At 47.0% G+C, this 16805-nt stretch carries 15 protein-coding genes; 8 read left to right on the top strand and 7 right to left on the bottom strand.

Annotated elements, in window-relative coordinates; genetic code table 11:
- Window positions 1–15: 15 nt before the first annotated feature.
- From BST96_RS14585 to BST96_RS14560, 6 genes are all read right to left on the bottom strand, one after another.
- Entirely contained in the window at window positions 16–789 is a 774-nt protein-coding gene (locus BST96_RS14585; RefSeq protein ID WP_085759414.1) for an SDR family NAD(P)-dependent oxidoreductase, read from the bottom strand.
- A gap of 24 nt (window positions 790–813) precedes the next feature.
- Complete coding sequence (locus BST96_RS14580; protein WP_085759413.1) at window positions 814–2619, bottom strand: acyl-CoA dehydrogenase; 1806 nt, start codon at window positions 2617–2619, stop codon at window positions 814–816.
- 149 nt (window positions 2620–2768) lie between these two features.
- On the bottom strand, window positions 2769–3926 hold the full coding sequence (locus BST96_RS14575; protein WP_085759412.1) for a saccharopine dehydrogenase family protein: 1158 nt from the start codon (window positions 3924–3926) through the stop codon (window positions 2769–2771).
- A gap of 108 nt (window positions 3927–4034) precedes the next feature.
- The gene (locus BST96_RS14570; RefSeq protein WP_085759411.1) at window positions 4035–5216 is read right to left on the bottom strand and encodes an acetyl-CoA C-acyltransferase; all 1182 of its coding nucleotides are present in this window, start codon (window positions 5214–5216) and stop codon (window positions 4035–4037) included.
- Between the two features lie 21 nt (window positions 5217–5237).
- Window positions 5238–6155, bottom strand: coding sequence for an SDR family NAD(P)-dependent oxidoreductase (locus tag BST96_RS14565; protein ID WP_085759410.1), 918 nt, complete (start codon window positions 6153–6155; stop codon window positions 5238–5240).
- Window positions 6156–6185: 30 nt separating this feature from the next.
- Window positions 6186–6644: a MaoC family dehydratase gene (locus BST96_RS14560; RefSeq protein ID WP_085759409.1), complete on the bottom strand. Its 459-nt coding sequence runs from the start codon at window positions 6642–6644 to the stop codon at window positions 6186–6188.
- Between the two features lie 159 nt (window positions 6645–6803).
- Here BST96_RS14560 and BST96_RS14555 point away from each other — a divergent pair, with 159 nt between their 5' ends.
- Window positions 6804–7841, top strand: coding sequence for a glutathione S-transferase N-terminal domain-containing protein (locus BST96_RS14555; protein WP_085759408.1), 1038 nt, complete (start codon window positions 6804–6806; stop codon window positions 7839–7841).
- Here BST96_RS14555 and BST96_RS14550 read toward each other — a convergent pair.
- Complete coding sequence (locus BST96_RS14550; RefSeq protein WP_085759407.1) at window positions 7831–8418, bottom strand: TetR/AcrR family transcriptional regulator; 588 nt, start codon at window positions 8416–8418, stop codon at window positions 7831–7833. The two genes, BST96_RS14555 and BST96_RS14550, sit on opposite strands and share 11 nt — an antisense overlap.
- A 200-nt stretch (window positions 8419–8618) precedes the next feature.
- Here BST96_RS14550 and BST96_RS14545 point away from each other — a divergent pair, with 200 nt between their 5' ends.
- The 7 genes from BST96_RS14545 to BST96_RS14515 all read left to right on the top strand — a co-directional run bounded on the left by BST96_RS14545 (window position 8619) and on the right by BST96_RS14515 (window position 16803).
- The gene (locus BST96_RS14545; protein WP_085759406.1) at window positions 8619–9725 is read left to right on the top strand and encodes a DUF2855 family protein; all 1107 of its coding nucleotides are present in this window, start codon (window positions 8619–8621) and stop codon (window positions 9723–9725) included.
- A gap of 12 nt (window positions 9726–9737) precedes the next feature.
- Window positions 9738–10334, top strand: coding sequence for a hypothetical protein (locus BST96_RS14540; protein ID WP_157117968.1), 597 nt, complete (start codon window positions 9738–9740; stop codon window positions 10332–10334).
- 18 nt (window positions 10335–10352) lie between these two features.
- Window positions 10353–12026 carry a sulfatase-like hydrolase/transferase gene (locus tag BST96_RS14535; RefSeq protein WP_085759404.1) on the top strand — a complete coding sequence of 558 codons (1674 nt, stop codon included), beginning with the start codon at window positions 10353–10355 and terminating at the stop codon, window positions 12024–12026.
- Between the two features lie 15 nt (window positions 12027–12041).
- Window positions 12042–12881, top strand: a complete 840-nt coding sequence (locus tag BST96_RS14530; protein ID WP_085759403.1) for an acyl-CoA thioesterase — start codon at window positions 12042–12044, stop codon at window positions 12879–12881.
- A gap of 97 nt (window positions 12882–12978) precedes the next feature.
- A complete protein-coding gene (locus BST96_RS14525) occupies window positions 12979–13812 on the top strand; it encodes a substrate-binding periplasmic protein (protein WP_085759402.1) in 834 nt (277 codons plus the stop codon).
- Window positions 13813–13902: 90 nt separating this feature from the next.
- Entirely contained in the window at window positions 13903–14760 is an 858-nt protein-coding gene (locus tag BST96_RS14520) for a type 1 glutamine amidotransferase domain-containing protein (RefSeq protein ID WP_085759401.1), read from the top strand.
- Window positions 14761–14997: 237 nt separating this feature from the next.
- Window positions 14998–16803 (top strand): arylsulfatase, encoded by a 1806-nt coding sequence (locus tag BST96_RS14515; protein ID WP_085759400.1) that lies wholly within the window; start codon window positions 14998–15000, stop codon window positions 16801–16803.
- Window positions 16804–16805: the final 2 nt, after the last annotated feature.

Raw genomic sequence — 16805 nt, 5'->3', positions numbered from 1 at the left:
GGTTATTGTAGAAGCCTAGCCTGCCGCTGCAATCATACCGCCATCCAGCGCCAGTGTATGGCCCACAACCCAAGCCGAAGCTCGTGAAGAGAGGTAGATCACGGTACCAGCAGCATCTTCAGGGCTGCCTATACGGCCGCGAGGAATAGTCGCGCCAACGGCTTCTTCCTGACCATCGACAGCAAAAGCCGTCATTTTACTGGGGAACAGTCCCGGTGCAATGGCATTCACATTGATATGCTCTTTAACCAAATCAACTGCTAAATGGCTGGTCATTTGTATCATGGCAGCCTTACTCGCCGAGTAAGAGTAATTTGGCATACCTGGATAAGTAATACCGTTAATAGAAGCGATATTAATAATACGGGCCGGATCTTCGGCATTGGCCGATACACGTAATAAAGGCAGACACTTCTGAATTAAAAAGAAAGGCGATTTAACATTCAGATCCATCACCTTATCCCAGCCTGTTTCAGGGAAAGCGTCAATAGTTTCGCCCCAGGTGGCGCCGGCGTTATTAACCAGAATATCCAGTTGGCTTTCGCGCTCTGCAATAACAGCGACTAACATCTCAAGGCCGGACACGGTAGAAATATCGCCGGGGATAGCAATACACTCTCCCAATGCAGACAGACTCTCTGCGGTTGCTGTTAACTCTTCTTCTTTACGGGCGGTAATATATACTCTGGCACCATTCTCTACCAGACCCCGAGCAATCATTGCACCAATACCACGAGAACCACCAGTAACCAAAGCGACTTTACCCGCCACTGAAAATAAATCTTTCATAATATGCTCTTGTTAAACCGACAATTAAAACCAGTTGATATTCATCTCATGGCTGGTGCTATCAATAGATTGCAGCAACGCAGCCCAGGCATTGATTTCAGGTAATTCAAATTTAAAGAAGTAACGCATAGCGTGTAGCTTGCCACGGTAGAAATTTTCATCGCTTTCATGAGGCTGCTTGGCCAAGGCGGCACTGGCCACAATGCCCTGCTTTAACCACATCCAGGCAATCACTACATTGCCAAACAACTCGAGATATTTGACCGAGTTAGATAAAGCCAGATCGATATCCTGCTCCATCATCGCGCCTAACAATTTTTCTGTGGTGGTTTTAAGCGTGGCAATAGCGGCTTCCAACTCATCGGCATAAGACAATAAAGCTTCATCGCCTCTGGCCTGCGCAATAGTGTCAGCCATCGCAGCCAATGCAGCCTGATAACCCGCCATATTTTTCATCGGTACTTTACGGGCCAACAAATCGATGGATTGAATACCGGTAGTACCCTCATGAATTGGGTTTAAACGGTTATCACGATAAAACATTTCAACCGGATGTTCATTAACATAGCCTGAACCACCCAATACCTGAATAGCAAGGCTATTGGCTTTAGGGCCATATTCGGAAGGCCAGGTTTTAATCATTGGGGTTAAGAAGTCCAATAACAAATGCGCTTGCTTGCGCTCTTCTTCAGTCTCGGCGGTTTTCTCATCATCCGCTAACTGGGCACCCATTAGGCAGAGTGCCAAAGCACCTTCACCGTAGGCTTTTTGTGCAAGCAACATACGCTTAACATCAGCGTGTTCAATAATATTAACCGGGGCTGAATTGGGGTCTTTTGCCGAAGGCAAGCGGCCCTGTGGTCGCTCTTTGGCATAATCTAATGAATACTGGTAACCAGTTAAGGCAGTTAGTGCCGCACTGGTGCCTACCATAACGCGAGCTTCGTTCATCATATGGAACATATAGCTCAGGCCTTTATTTTCTTCGCCGACCAAATAACCGACAGCACCGCCTTTTTCGCCAAAGCTTAATGCCGTTGAAGTTTGTCCACGGCCACCCATCTTATGAAACAGTCCCGCCAACTGGACATCATTACGCTCACCTAAAGAGCCATCATCATTGACTAAAAACTTAGGAACGATAAATAAAGAAATACCTTTAACACCTTTTGGCGCACCTTTAACTCTGGCTAACACCAGATGAACAATATTTTCATTCAGGTCGTGATCACCACCGGAAATCCAGATTTTATTACCGGTAACTAAATAATCACCTTGCTCATTTTTCTCAGCCGTTGTGGTTAAGTCTGCAAGACCAGAACCGGCATTAGGCTCACTCATTGCCATAGTGCCTGCAAAACGACCAACACGCATTGGGTCAACCCATTTACGCTTTTGCTCTTCGGTGCCATGAGCATCAATCAGGTTTGCATTAGCATTACTTAAACCGGCATAACCGGCAACAGTACTACCGGCAGCCGTTAAATAACCACAGGCGGCGGAAGCTACAATCGCTGGCAACTGCATACCACCGGATTCAAAATCGGCGCTGGGAGAAATCAACCCCGCTTCTGCGATAGCATCACAGGCGATTTTAATTTCAGCAGGCATATCAACCTTAACACCGTCAAAGGTAGGCTGGTTTTGATCAACTTTAAGGCGGTTGGGTAACAGGTATTTTTCAGCCAACGCCTTGGCGGTATCAATCGCCGCATCAAAGCTTTCGCGGTTATGATCTTCGTAGCGTGGACGTGTTGTTAAGCCTTCGGCATCGAATAATTCATAGATCATAAATTCGAGATCACGACGATCAAGGACTGGGGCTACCATAAGCTTTTCTCCACAACGGCTAATTATTCAGTGTTTGGATTATTCAATGACTGGAGGGGACTTACCATGACATTCCTTGTCCGGTAAGTAATTTGTAGGCCGGATTATAATCCGGCATGGATGGTGGATTATAATCCACCCTACGCAGGTTACTGTTCCAGAGCGAAAACAAGTCCTGCTTTGCTTTGTAAACGCTCGATCAAAGCAGCGCCCATGGCTGGCGCTGAGGTTAGGCAGCCACCAGCAGTGGTGGTGTTTTGTAATAGACAGATACCCGCCTCAGCAATCATTTTTGAGGTAGAGCCATAACCTGGGTCCAGGTCACCTTTGACAGAGGCCTGAATGGTTTGGCCGTCGCTGGCGGTGCCATAAAACACAATATCGTAATAACCCGCTTCACGCTGCTCTTTGCTGGGGCCCTCACCAGGCTTTAGGGACATATCAAAGCCCATACCTTCGCCAAGGCTTGCCGGCTCTTTACCTGACCCCATTGACACCATTTCGTCATAGACCAGGCCCTCACCGTATTGATGACCCAATAAGAAATTCGAGCGATGAACATTTTTGGTATTAATGGTGGCCATAATAAAAGGGCCAGACCAACTATTAATATCATCTTCAAAAATAGGCTTATCGCCGGCAGGTTGTTCGGGGCCGGTAAAATCACCCGTTAAAGCAAAAGGGTTAGCTAAAATACTGACTAGCTCCGGCGACTCTTTAGCTGCCGCCATAGTCGCCATAAAACTGGCAACCGTACCGCCTGAGGCCATACCATTCATATCACGCACGCGGCACTTAATCCGAGGCACAGGGCCACCGAGTTTTTCCTGAGCGGCTTGTTGTAAAAAGTAAACGCCCATATCAAAAGGAATAGAATCAAAACCACAGGAAAATACAATTCTGGCACCATTGCTTTTAGCCAACTCATCATACTTGCCAATCATTTCATGCATCCATGCGGGCTCGCCACACAGATCAACATAGTCAGTACCATTTTCAGCACAGGCTTTGACGACATCAGAACCATATTGCTGATACGGCCCCACGGCACTGATTAATACACGGGTACTGGCTACAAGCTTATTCACGGAGGTTTGGTCCGAGGTATCGGCCACCAATAGGGCTACTGAATTATCCAAACCCAACTCATCACGCACTTGCTCAAGCTTTGACTGGCTGCGCCCAGCCATTGCCCAATTAACTTCACCGTTAAGGCCATAGCTTGTATTTAAGTGTTCGCAAATTAAACGACCTGTAAAACCGGTAGCTCCGTAAACAACAAGATCGAACTTTTCAGAATCAGTCATTATTTATCTCTCTTATTAAAGGATTGGCTAACCTTAACGGGGCCAGCCTGAGAAGCAAGAAAAAAGGCCTCAATAATGAGACCTTTTTGGCATAAACACTGATAACAGTTAGAAAACTTCAAACAAGCCAGCAGCGCCCATACCACCGCCAACACACATGGTGATAACAGCGTACTTTTCGCCGCGACGTTTAGCTTCCATCATGGCGTGCATTACCATACGAGCACCGCTCATACCGTAAGGGTGGCCAATAGAAATAGCGCCACCATTAACATTCAGTTTTTCATTGGGAATACCCAATTTGTCGCGGCAGTAAAGTACCTGCACGGCAAACGCTTCATTCAATTCCCAAACACCGATATCGTCCATGCCAAGGCCATTGCGCTCTAATAGTTTTGGAATAGCAAACACAGGGCCAATACCCATTTCATCAGGCTCACAACCGGCCATAGCCATACCGCGATATACACCCAGCGGTTCAAGGTTACGCTGTTCAGCCAATTTGCTATCCATCATCACAACAGCCGCTGCACCGTCAGATAATTGCGACGCATTACCCGCAGTGATAAAACCACCATCACGAACCGGGTTAAGGCCATTTAATGACTCCAATGTCGTTGAAGGACGGTTGCCCTCATCCAACGATAAAGTCACCTGCTCTTCGCCAACCTCACCGGTTTCTTTATTCATCACCAACTTGGTGGCAGTCACGGGCACAATCTCATCGGCAAACTTACCCGCTTCCTGCGCTGCGGCAGTACGCTGTTGAGATTGCAGTGCGTATTCGTCCTGCGCATCACGAGAAACGTTATAACGGTTGGCTACTACTTCAGCAGTATCCAGCATTGGCATATGGATATTTGGCGCATTGGCAATCGCTTTAGGGTCAACCATTTTATGCGCATTCATTTTATCGTTTTGTACCAGGCTGATAGATTCACAACCGCCAGCTACCAAGGTCTGCATACCATCCATAACAATTTGTTTTGCGCCGGTAGCAATAGCCATTAAACCGGAAGAACACTGACGATCAATGGTCATACCGGAAACAGAAACTGGCAGGCCTGCAGCCATAGCTGCCTGGCGACCCAGATTAAAACCTGTGGTGCCCTGTTGCAAAGCAGCACCCATAATACAATCTTCCAATTCGGCAGCATCCACACCCGAACGCTGTACCGCAGCTTCTATGGCGTAGGAAGTGAGTGACGGAGCTTCCAGATTATTAAAAGCGCCCCGGTAAGCTTTACCAATTGGGGTACGCGCGGCTGAAACAATAACGGCTTCTTTCATGATTAATAACTCCGGATTAATTTACGATTGTGACTGAACGTGGGCAAAAGCTTTACCCAGGAATTTTTCTGACTGTTTAAGGCCAGACTCCAGCTCAGACTGATTAGCGGTATTGGTCACTTCAGCCCAGTTTTCCAGTACCTTTTCAGGGGTCTGGTCTTCAGCCGGGATAAACGTACCGTCCGTTTCAAATAAACGTGTGCTGGCATAACCACCGGCACCCGCGCAAAGAATCATGCGGTTTGGCGCGTCTTTATGACAAAGGGTTAATGCACCTGCTGTTACCGCTTCAGGGGTTAGCATCTCTAACACTTCAGGAGGCATTAGGTCTTCAGTCATACGAGTACCCGCCGTTGGGGCCAGGGCATTAACACGAATATCGTATTTAAAACCTTCCAACACTAAAGTGTTCATCAAACCCAGTACTGCCATTTTGGCTGCACCATAGTTAGTTTGACCAAAATTGCCATACATACCGCTAGAGGAAGTCGTCATCACGATACGGCCATAACCTTGCTCTTTCATGATTTCCCAAACGGCTTTAGTACAGTTAACCGAACCCATTAGGTGAACATCCATCACTAAACGGAAATCATCTAAATCCATTTTTGAAAAAGATTTATCACGCAAGATACCGGCATTGTTAATTAAGATATCAACACGGCCCCACTTATCCATCGCCTGTTTGACCATATCTTCGACTTCATCGAACTTGGCGACATTGGCACCGTGAGCAATCGCTTCACCGCCATTGGCTTCAATCGCAGCAACAACTTCTAATGCTGCTTCAGAACCTCCGCCGCTACCATCGCGAGCGCCACCAAGATCGTTAACCACAACTTTAGCACCACGAGCTGCCAGCTCCAGAGCATGTGAACGACCTAAACCATTACCAGCGCCTGTAACAATTGCTACTTGGCCATCAAAATTAACTGTCATAACCTTACCTACCTATTTAAAAATAATGTGTTAGCAAATTTGCATGGTGACCCATTCAGCAATCAAAGCAGGCTTGTCTTCGCCTTCAATCTCAATCGCAATACTGGTTTTCACCACAAACTGGCCAGGGTTCTTTTCATCAATCGAAACAATCGTGGCATTAGCGCGAATTTTGCTGTCGACTTTTACCGGTGTTAAAAAACGGATCTTATCGAAACCATAGTTAATAAAAGTATGTGCACCATCAATCACTGTGCCGTAGGTCTCAGCAAAATGAGACAACATCGACAAGCTAAGAAAACCGTGGGCGATGGTAGTACCAAAGGGGCCATTTTTTGCCGCTTCAGGATCAACGTGGATAAATTGATGGTCCAGCGTACAATCGGCAAACTGATTGATTTGTTCCTGGGTAATCGTATGCCAATGGGTAGGCTCAGCGGTATAACCCTGATATTCGGCGATAGCGTCAGCCTTGATTACTTGCGTCATGGTTGCTCCTTAATTGTGAGGTTTGACCTGAGTTGGCTCAGTATAGTGAGGGTTTTCTGATGGACAAGGACATCAGATGACCGGTTAAGGCTTGCAAAGGTAACATTATGACATATATTATGACAATACAAATAAGCACAAACGGGTAAGAATAAAACGATGACTTATAAACGACAGCCTATAGTAGCCAACCCCTATTCGCCCTATTCCCGGAAAATGCTGGCCCTGCTGCGTTATCGACAAATCCCCTATGAGGTTATCTGGGGCGACCCCGCCACGACGCTGGACGCCATGGGCATAGCCAAACCCAAACCGATATTTTTACCGACCTTTCTGTTTGATAATGAGCAGGGAGACACTGAAGCCGTCTGTGACTCCACCCCGATTATCCGAAGGCTGGAAAGTATGGTCGAAGGCCGCTCAGTAATACCCGATGACCCTGCACTTGCGTTTATTAATTTTCTGCTGGAAGACTTCGGTGATGAGTGGTGCACCAAATATATGTTCCACTACCGCTGGTATTTTGAAAAGGATGCCGATAATGCCGGTTCATTACTGCCACTAACCGGTGGTGTTAGCTTGCCCGAAGATAAGCGCTTACCGTTAAAACAGTTTTTCTCTGAGCGACAAATTGGCAGACTGCCCTATGTAGGCTCTAACGATATAACTGCATCAGCCATTGATGCCAGTTACCGACGTTTTCTACGGTTACTGGAAGCTCACTTTCAACAGCTACCGTTTTTACTAGGCCAACGCCCTGGCTCGGGTGATTTTGCCATTTACGGCCAATTAACCCAGTTAGTCGACATGGACCCCACACCCGCGGCTATTGCCAGAGAGCTGTCACCAAGAACGGTGGTTTGGGTACAGATGATGGAAGACCATTCAGGCCTCTCGCCTGAGGACAGCCCCTGGTCTGCGATTGAACGTTTGCCCCCCACCCTAAAAGCCCTACTTGAAGAAATTGGGAAAACCTATGTTCCCGCTTTGCTGGCTAATGCCAAGGCACTAATGGCCGGTGAAAAACAGTGGCAAACGGATATTGACGGGGTGCAATGGCAACAGCAGAGCTTCCCCTATCAGGGTAAATGCTTGCAGTGGATTAATGCCGAGTACCAAGCGCTTAATGCCGGGGATCAACAGCGGGTGACAAGTCTGTTGGAGGGCACTGGCTGTGAGGCTTTATTTAATCTTTAAGTAAATCCAATACCAGATCCAGTACCAGATTGTAAATCAGCTGCCTGGCCGTTTTCTCAGACAGCCCCTGATGCATTTGCAAACGCTCATAAAATTCAAAGGAGGTCACCGCATCCACCGATTCACGGGTTTCCGCTTTGCCCTTTTTAAGCTCGGGCAGCATTTTCATCAGGTTTTTACGCAGCAATAACTGGTTGGCCTGATAAATTTCCCGGATTGGTGCAGACCGCCACAATAAAGCATGGGTCGCCTTTTCCAGATAATAAGTATCTAAATAACAATTAATGCGGGCGTCTACGACTTTATAGACTCGCTCTTCCAGCGTGCCGTTATAATCCTGCGCTTCAAAAAAACGCTGGTAACTGGGTTTTAGCATCTGGTCAATTTCGACGTATAGCAAATCCATTTCAGAAAAATGACGAAAAACCGTACGGATAGAAATATTAGCCTCGTCAGCCACTTGCTGGGCCGTGGGAATATAATTGCCACCGCGCATTAATGTCATTAATGCATCGATTATTTGCTGGCGGCTGCGCTCACTGCGCTTTTGACGTCCGTCTACTTTACTTACACTCACAAGTTTCTCACTGCTTTGTCGTTTCGATACTTACTAATATTGTGCTTAAAAATCAATAGGATGGCCAATCTTACACAAGCTGGCAGGCTTTGTATGTAGCGGTGTAATTTTTACCTTTTCTACCGGCTAGTATAGTTGCTTTTAAATATATTGTCACATATGATGACAATATATAAGCAATAATCAACAGGCCATAACCCATGACTCAACTTACCGAACTCCACGTTAATCGCAAAGACTTTAGATCTACCCAAATTGTTAAGCAGGCCATCCCTGTGGCAGGTGAAGGCGAAGTGTTAGTGGCCATCGATAAATTTGGCCTGACCGCCAATAATGTCAGCTATGCCCTCTCAGGCGATGCTATTGGCTATTGGAACTTCTACCCAACCGATGCTGAAGCTGCGGAAAACCACTGGGGTAAAGTCCCGGTCTGGGCCTGCGCCAATGTCATCGAGTCCAACTCTGATGAGATTGCTGTGGGTGAGCGTTTGTGGGGCTTTTTCCCAATGGCCAGCCATACCACTCTTAAACCCGGTAAAGTCATTGCAGAGCAATTTTTCGATACCGCTGAACACCGCCGACAACTACCTGGCCTCTACAACACCTACCGCCGCACTCAGGCGGAACCAGCCATTGCCCAGCAATTTGAAAATGAGCGCTGCCTATTAGTACCGCTATTTACCACCTCCTATGTTTTATACGACTACCTTGTTTACAACCAACTATTTGGTGCCCAGCAAGTCATTATCGGCTCGGTTTCTTCAAAAACCGGTTTTGGTTTGGCTAAATCACTGCATGATGACCCAGCACTGAATATCAAAGTCGTGGGTATAACCTCAGCCGGCAATAAAGACTTTGTCGACCATCTAAATTGCTGTGATCAGGTTATTGTCTATGGCGAAGAAGACCAAATCGATAACAGCCTGCCAACCGCCTATATAGATATGTCAGGCAATATCCAGCTAACCAGCACCCTGCACCATCACTTGGGTGACAATATGGTAGAAAGTGCCATGGTCGGCGCCAGCCACTGGGAAGCCGGTGGCAAAATGGAACAATTACCCGGCGCCAAACCCACCTTTTTCTTTGCTCCCGGCCATATCAGCACCCGCGATAAGGAATGGGGCCCCGGCGCCACCATGATGAAAGGGATGGAACACAGTATAAAACTGGCGGTTGAGCTAAAAGAGTTAATGACCGTTGAGTGGATTAAACATCCAGAGGACTTGCAGCAAATCTGGTTGGACTTACTGGATAACAAAGTGTCCGCCAATCGAGGTTTAATGGTCTCTTTACTTAACGAGTAACTACCAGCCACCATGATGTCACTGATCATTATTGCAAGTAGCGTCTTTCTCTATGCTCTGTTCTGGGTTTGGTATGTAGGCTTTGGCCGCAAAGCCAGCCCAGAGCTGATAGCCAGAGCCCTCCAGGCGCTTGACCAGCACGGCGGCCACTGGACATCAGATACCCATCGCAACCATATTCGCCAGCTACTCGAAAATGATGATGGCAAAGAATTTATCATGGTTAACCTGCTGACCTTTAAACGGCCGCGCAAGCAATCTTACAAACTACTGAATCAATACTACCAAGTGTTTGGCAAAAGCCTGTTAAAACGGGCAGGCCACCCTATTGTCGTTGCCTCTTCCGCCTCGGGAAAAATCGAATTTTTGGGCGTACCTGTCGATGAAGAATGGGATATGGCCGGCTTAATGCGTTATCGCAGCCGTAGCGACTTTGCCGAAATAGTTATTGCAACCGCCGGTAGTGAACATCACGATTTTAAACTGCAAGCATTGGAACGCACTATCGCTTTTCCAGCCTCCCCTTCAACGCTTATTGGTAGCCCCAGAGTTTTGGTAGCACTGATACTAGCCTTGCTAGCCAGCCTGCTGCATATAGCACTGGTTTAATTTTCCCAGAGAGACCCCATGAAAAAATTGTTAGCTGTTATTCTTGTATTGGCAACGGTAGCGCTTGCGGGCTGGCAAAACCGGCTTAACCTGCTGTTGTGGGCTGGCCCAAAAATCAGGGCGGCGACCAGTACTATAGAGCCTAACAAACCCGTAGTATGGCCAAAAGGACCCGCGACGGCCGCGCAAACGGCCGCGGAACGCCCACCCAATATTATCCTGATCCTCACCGATGATATGGGCTTTAATGATATTTCCCTGTACAACGGTGGTGCCGCTGATGGCAGCTTGCAAACACCGAATATCGACAAACTGGCGCAGCAAGGTATCCGCTTTAATAATGGCTATGCCGCCAATGCTGTCTGCTCTACTTCTCGCGCTTCCTTATTAACCGGGCGCTACTCCACCCGCTTTGGCCTTGAATACACCCCTATTTTCAAAACTGGCGTGCGTATTTTTAATTGGATGGAAGAACTCAACCCCAGTACTCCCCCCGTACTGGTGAATATGGATATTGCTGCAGCCCTCCCAACGATAGATGATCTCGGCATGCCCAGCGAAGAAATAACCATTGGCGAAGTGCTGCAACAGCAAGGTTATTACACTGCCCATATTGGTAAATGGCATCTCGGCTCTATTGGTGATATGCGGCCGGAAAATCAAGGCTTTGACGATAGCCTCTATATGAAAGGGGTATTCTATCTACCCCCTGACCACCCAGAGGCGGTCAATGCCAAAATCCCGAACAATGCTATCGACAATATGGTCTGGGCAATGGGCAGCTATGAAGTGCAATGGAATGACAGTACACCTTTTGAGCCCAAAGGCTATTTAACCGATTATTTTACCGACGCTGCTATTGATGTTATTGAAGCCAACCGCAATCGTCCGTTCTTTTTATACCTCGCACACTGGGGGCCACATAATCCTGTCCAAGCCAGTCGAGAAGATTATGATGCGCTGTCTCATATCAAAGATCACCGGCTAAGAACCTATGCTGCCATGCTCCGTGCACTGGACAGAAGCGTAGAAGAAATCGCAGCCAGTCTGGAAGAAAATGGCTTGAGTGATAACACCCTTATTATCTTTACCAGTGACAATGGCGGTGCCGGTTATTTAGGCCTGCCCGAACTCAATAAACCCTATCGTGGCTGGAAACTCACCCACTTTGAAGGCGGTACCCATGTGCCCTTTATGGCAAAGTGGCCAGCACAAATCGAAGCGGGTCTTGTCTCCGATGAGGCCATTCACCATATCGATTTATTTCATACTATTGCCGCAGCCGCTGGCGCCAGCGTTCCTACTGATCGCAAATTGGACGGCGTTAACTTATTACCCTTTATCAAAGGCGAGCAAACCGGCGCCCCCCATAAAACCTTGTTCTGGCATACTGGTCATCAGCAAACGGTTTGGCATAAAGGCTGGAAAATGATTCGAGCTGAACAATCCGACAAACCCGGCACTGACCCCATTGTGTTTTTATTTGATTTAAATAATGACCCAACAGAGCAACATAACCTGTTAACACAGCAGCCAGAAAAAGCGGCTGAACTTACCGCCTTACTGGATGCACACCACGCTGAACAGGCTGAATCATTATGGGAAAGTGCCTTAAACGCCCCGCAGCTAATCGATAAACCAACTAACAAAAGCTATCAGGAAGGGGACACCTACCTGTATTGGCCCAATTGATACGACGATGACTGTATGAACGCCCTTAATCAACTGGTCAACGCACTGCAAGTCACAAAAATCAGTGAGCGTCAGTTTACTGGTGAGGCCAGTAACAATGACTTCCATGTTTATGGGGGCCTTATTCTCACCCAAGCCATTGATGCCAGCAAACAATGCTGCCCGGATAATTACGCTCTGCAATCATTGCATGGTCAATTTTTACGGCCAGGCATCGTTAAAGAAAAGATTGATATTCGTGTTGATAATTTAAAAGATGGCCGGCGATTTAAAGTTTTTAATGTATATTGTGAACAACAAGGCAATACTATTTTCTTTGCCACGGTCACTTTCCATCTTCCCGAACCTAGCTTTGAGCATACGCGTGAAGTACCAACCCTAAGTCTGCCAGCAGAGGATAAAGCCAGCTTCTTTATCGATCGCACAACACCCTTACCGAAAGATAAAACGCCAGACGATGCAGCATTGGAAGTACGCATCGAAGAGATCAATCAACATGATGCCGAATTAAAACCGGAACAAATCACCTGGTTTAAAACCACAGACGATACCTCGGCATTAACTCAGTGGCAGCACACTTTATTACTGGCCTATTGCAGTGATTGGAATATGCCAACAGTCGCTCTTAGACCCCACACCATTAGTGAGCAACAAAAGCTTAAAGTGGCCAGTCTTGATCATAGTATTTGGTTTTATCAGCAAGCCCAACTGGATAACTGGGCCGCTCATATTAAAGATAGCCCGGCAGCACAAGATGGCCGTGGCCATAGCCGGGGTTTATTTTATTCGGCCAACGGTGATTTATTGGCCTGCGTTAACCAGGAAAGTTTTATGGTAGCGCTGGATAAAAGCTAAACCTGCTTGAGTAGTTTATGGTTGACAATCAGGCCGGCACATTAGAGCCTATACCCTGATTTAATAATAATCAGCACTAACCACCTGGATAAGTTATATGCGAAAAACGCTAAAACTTATAGCACTTAGCCTACTGCTGTCGACCCATAGTCTTATCGTGTCGGCCGAGCAGATGGTGGTCGGAATTTCTGCTTTCCAGGAAGCGTTACCACCTATTTTGTGGCAGGACTGCAAGGGGAGTAACCAGGGCTATGCCGCCCTGCTTTATCGGCAACTCAGTAAAAGCATGAATATGGAACTGGCGGGGCATATTATTACCGCAGAGAAAGAGCAACAACTAGACGCCACCTCAGCAGCACTAGAGAATGGCGACTTTAATATTATTGCCACCGCCAATACTGAATTTTTAAATAAGCAACTCACTTACGCTAGTGAGCCTTTTATTAAATCCAGCCTGGCGATTTACTCAAAAAAAGTATTGCCGCCAACCTCCAAACCCTGGTTAGCCTTAAACGATATGGAAGGCTACTGGGTGGTTTCACTTCCCAGTATGGCTCCCGCCGTTCGTATCGAGCTACAAAAAAAAGTAGGCCCTGATACTGAGATAAATATGCAATTTAACTATAACGAGGCTATTTTAGCGCTGGATAGCGGGGAGATTGATTATGTTGTTACACGGCGTCTTCTCGGTAACGCCCTGATTGAACATCTGGGTATCACACAAACGATTCAAGTCACCGATCTGGCCTTGCCCATCGGTTCGGTCTATTTAGGCGTGGCTAAAAACTCTCAATTGATTCATCGACTAGATGATATTAACACCTTTCTTAAAGACTTCCGCAGCAGCGGCATGAACCGGGTAATGATGAATGCCAGCATGAATCGCTGGCTTAGAAATCGCGAAGAAAACTGCAACCCCAGCGCGCAATAATAGCTATTTTCACACAAATAACACTTCCCAAACACTCTGTTTTGTCATAATCTATGCCGATACATTATCTTGTCCGCAAGCGAGTTTATTATGGCCAGCACCCTAAAAAAAATCGGCATCGCACTGGTAGCTTTAGTTATCCTGATCGCCATTGCCCTGCCAACCCTGTTACATAAGGCAGGCATACACCCAGCTTATAACGGGCCCACTACAGAGCTACCGGGTAAGCGTGCATTAATTATTACCACTAGCCATGCCGTGTTAAATGCGCCCGGTGAAACCACGGGTGATGCTACCGGTGTTTTCGCTTCAGAAATGACCCACCCTTACTACACCTTTACCGATGGCGGCATGAAAGTGGATGTAGCGAGTATTCAAGGCGGGGAAATCCCTATTGACCCACAGTCCTTTGCCCGCCCTATTCGCAGCCCGGAAGATGATCGCTATCTTGCAGACTCTGTTTTTCAAGCCAAGGTTAAAAACTCACTCAACATTGGCGAGATAGACTTCAATCAGTACGACATTATTTTTCTTTCCGGTGGTTGGGGCGCAGCCTATGACTTAGGCCAATCCGAAGTATTGGGTGAAAAAATTTCCGAAGCTTATTTTAATGCTAATAAGATGCCGGTGATTGGCGGCGTTTGTCACGGCGTACTGGGCTTAATTCAAGCCAAAGATGAAAACGGAAAATTGTTAATTGCCGGTCGCAAAATGACCGGGGTAACGGATAAGCAACTGAAACAGCTTGGTATTACAGTAACGCCCCTTCACCCGGAAACGGAATTACGCAAGGCCGGCGTGATCTATGAGAGCAATACAGCCTTTATTGATATGTTTGCCACCCATGTAACCGTCGATGATGAAAAGCGTTTTGTAACGGGACAGAATCAAAATTCAGGTTTGGAAGCTGCTCATAAGATGATGGTGGTTATTGCAGAGAGACAATAATTTCCGCCATCGCGCCGATGACAAGAGCTCTTTATACACAGCCCGTAGGGTGGATTATAATCCACCGATGATAACGGCCCCGGGCAGAGCCTTGGTGGATTATAATCCACCCTACAATGTTCAGATAAATTGCCTGACCGTTAGTTGAATGTCGAAACCTCTCATTGGCTTAACACGCCAACATTACAATACGCCATGCGCCTTCATGGGAATAACATAAGTAATTGGAAGGTCTTTATGCATAGACGAAGGTTTAATAGTCTACAACTTGTTGTGTTTTTACTAGCGCTGACTAGCTTATTATTCTCAACATGGGTAACGGCCTCTGCTGCGAAACCTAATATCGTCGTTATCCTGGCCGATGATCTGGGCTACTCCGATATCGCGCCCTACGGCAGTGAAATCAACACCCCAAACCTCGATCAACTGGCACAGCAAGGTTTACGTTTTAGCCGTTATTACACCTCTGCCAGCTGCGCCCCAACCCGGGCCATGTTACTGACCGGCGTAGATAGCCACCGAGCCGGGGTTGCCAATATCGCAGAGGCGCTAACCCCCGCACAGTCCCACTCCCCATTTTATCGCGGCACGCTTAATCATAATGTTGTGACTATTGCGACGCTATTAAAAGACGCCGGCTATCACACCAATATGACCGGCAAGTGGCATCTGGGCCATGAAGACCCGGGGTTAATGCCCAGCCAACGCGGTTTTGAACAAACCGTTATGATGCCTTTTTCAGGCGGTGATAACTGGACCCAACAGTCCTATTTACCCAACTACCAGAAAACCTTATGGTTCGAAAATGGCAAGGAGATCACCTTGCCAGAGGATTTTTATTCCTCTGAATTTATCGTCGATAAAGCCATTGCGCAGATTGAAAAACACCGCGGTGATAAACAGCCGTTTTTTTCCTATCTGGCTTTTCAAGCGGTACATATACCGGTGCAGGCACCTAGGGAATATACCGAAAAATACCTCAATACCTATCAGTCTGGCTGGAGTACATTGCGAGCCCAGAGAGAGCAAGCAGTTAAAGATTTAGGACTGATAGCCAGGGACGCACCGATAAAAACGATGAATACTACGCTAGACTGGGACGGTTTAAGCGACGAAGAAAAACGCTATAACAGCAAGCGCATGGCCGTCTATGCCGGCATGGTGGACGCCATGGATTTTCATATCGGCCGTTTGCTTAACTATTTAAAAGCTATTGGAGAATATGACAACACCGTTATTATTTTTACCTCCGATAACGGACCGGAACCCTCTGACCCTGCCACAATGAGCGCACTATTCCCCCTGATCAGAGAGCATTTGCTGGGCTACAACGCTGATATAGATACACTGGGAGAGCGCTACAGCTACAATACTATTGGCACTAGCTTTGCCAGCGCCGCAGCATCACCTTTAGGGCACTATAAGTTTCACTCCGGCGAAGGGGGTATGCGAGTCCCAATGATCATTAGCGGCCCGATACTCGCGCAACAGCTGCAAGGCCAGATCAGCCACAGCAAAGCTTTTGTTAAAGATTTAGCCCCTACCATTTTAGCGATTGCAGGCACCGAACACCCCGGCAGCCTATACCAGGGTAAAACCATTGAGCCTCAAACCGGTAAAGATTTAGTACCGCTTATCACCGACAATAAAAAAACAGTCTATAGCGACACCGATATTATTGCCTATGAAATTGGCGGCAATGCCGCTTTAATTAAAGGCGATTATAAGATTAGCTATAACCGGGGCAGCCAAAACGACAGTCGTTGGCATTTATACCACCTTGTAAAAGACCCCGGCGAAACTCAGGCTATTGAAAGCACATTCCCTGCTATTTTTTCTGACCTTTTAAGTGAGTATGAAATCTATACCCGGGAAAATGGTGTTATCCCCGTACCGGAGGATTACAACCAAACCAAACAGGCTGGCCGTAACGGCTTGATAAAACGTTTAAAAGAAACCAAGGTCAATCAGAACGCAATACTTTTACTATTGCTAGTAGTAGCTGCTATGGTTGTTATCTCAGTTAAACGTAAAAAAAGATAAAC

The organism is Oceanicoccus sagamiensis, assembly GCF_002117105.1.
GTDB lineage: Bacteria > Pseudomonadota > Gammaproteobacteria > Pseudomonadales > Dasaniaceae > Oceanicoccus > Oceanicoccus sagamiensis.
Note: the sequence above shows the minus strand (reverse complement) of the source record. Positions and strands in the feature narration are given on the sequence as shown.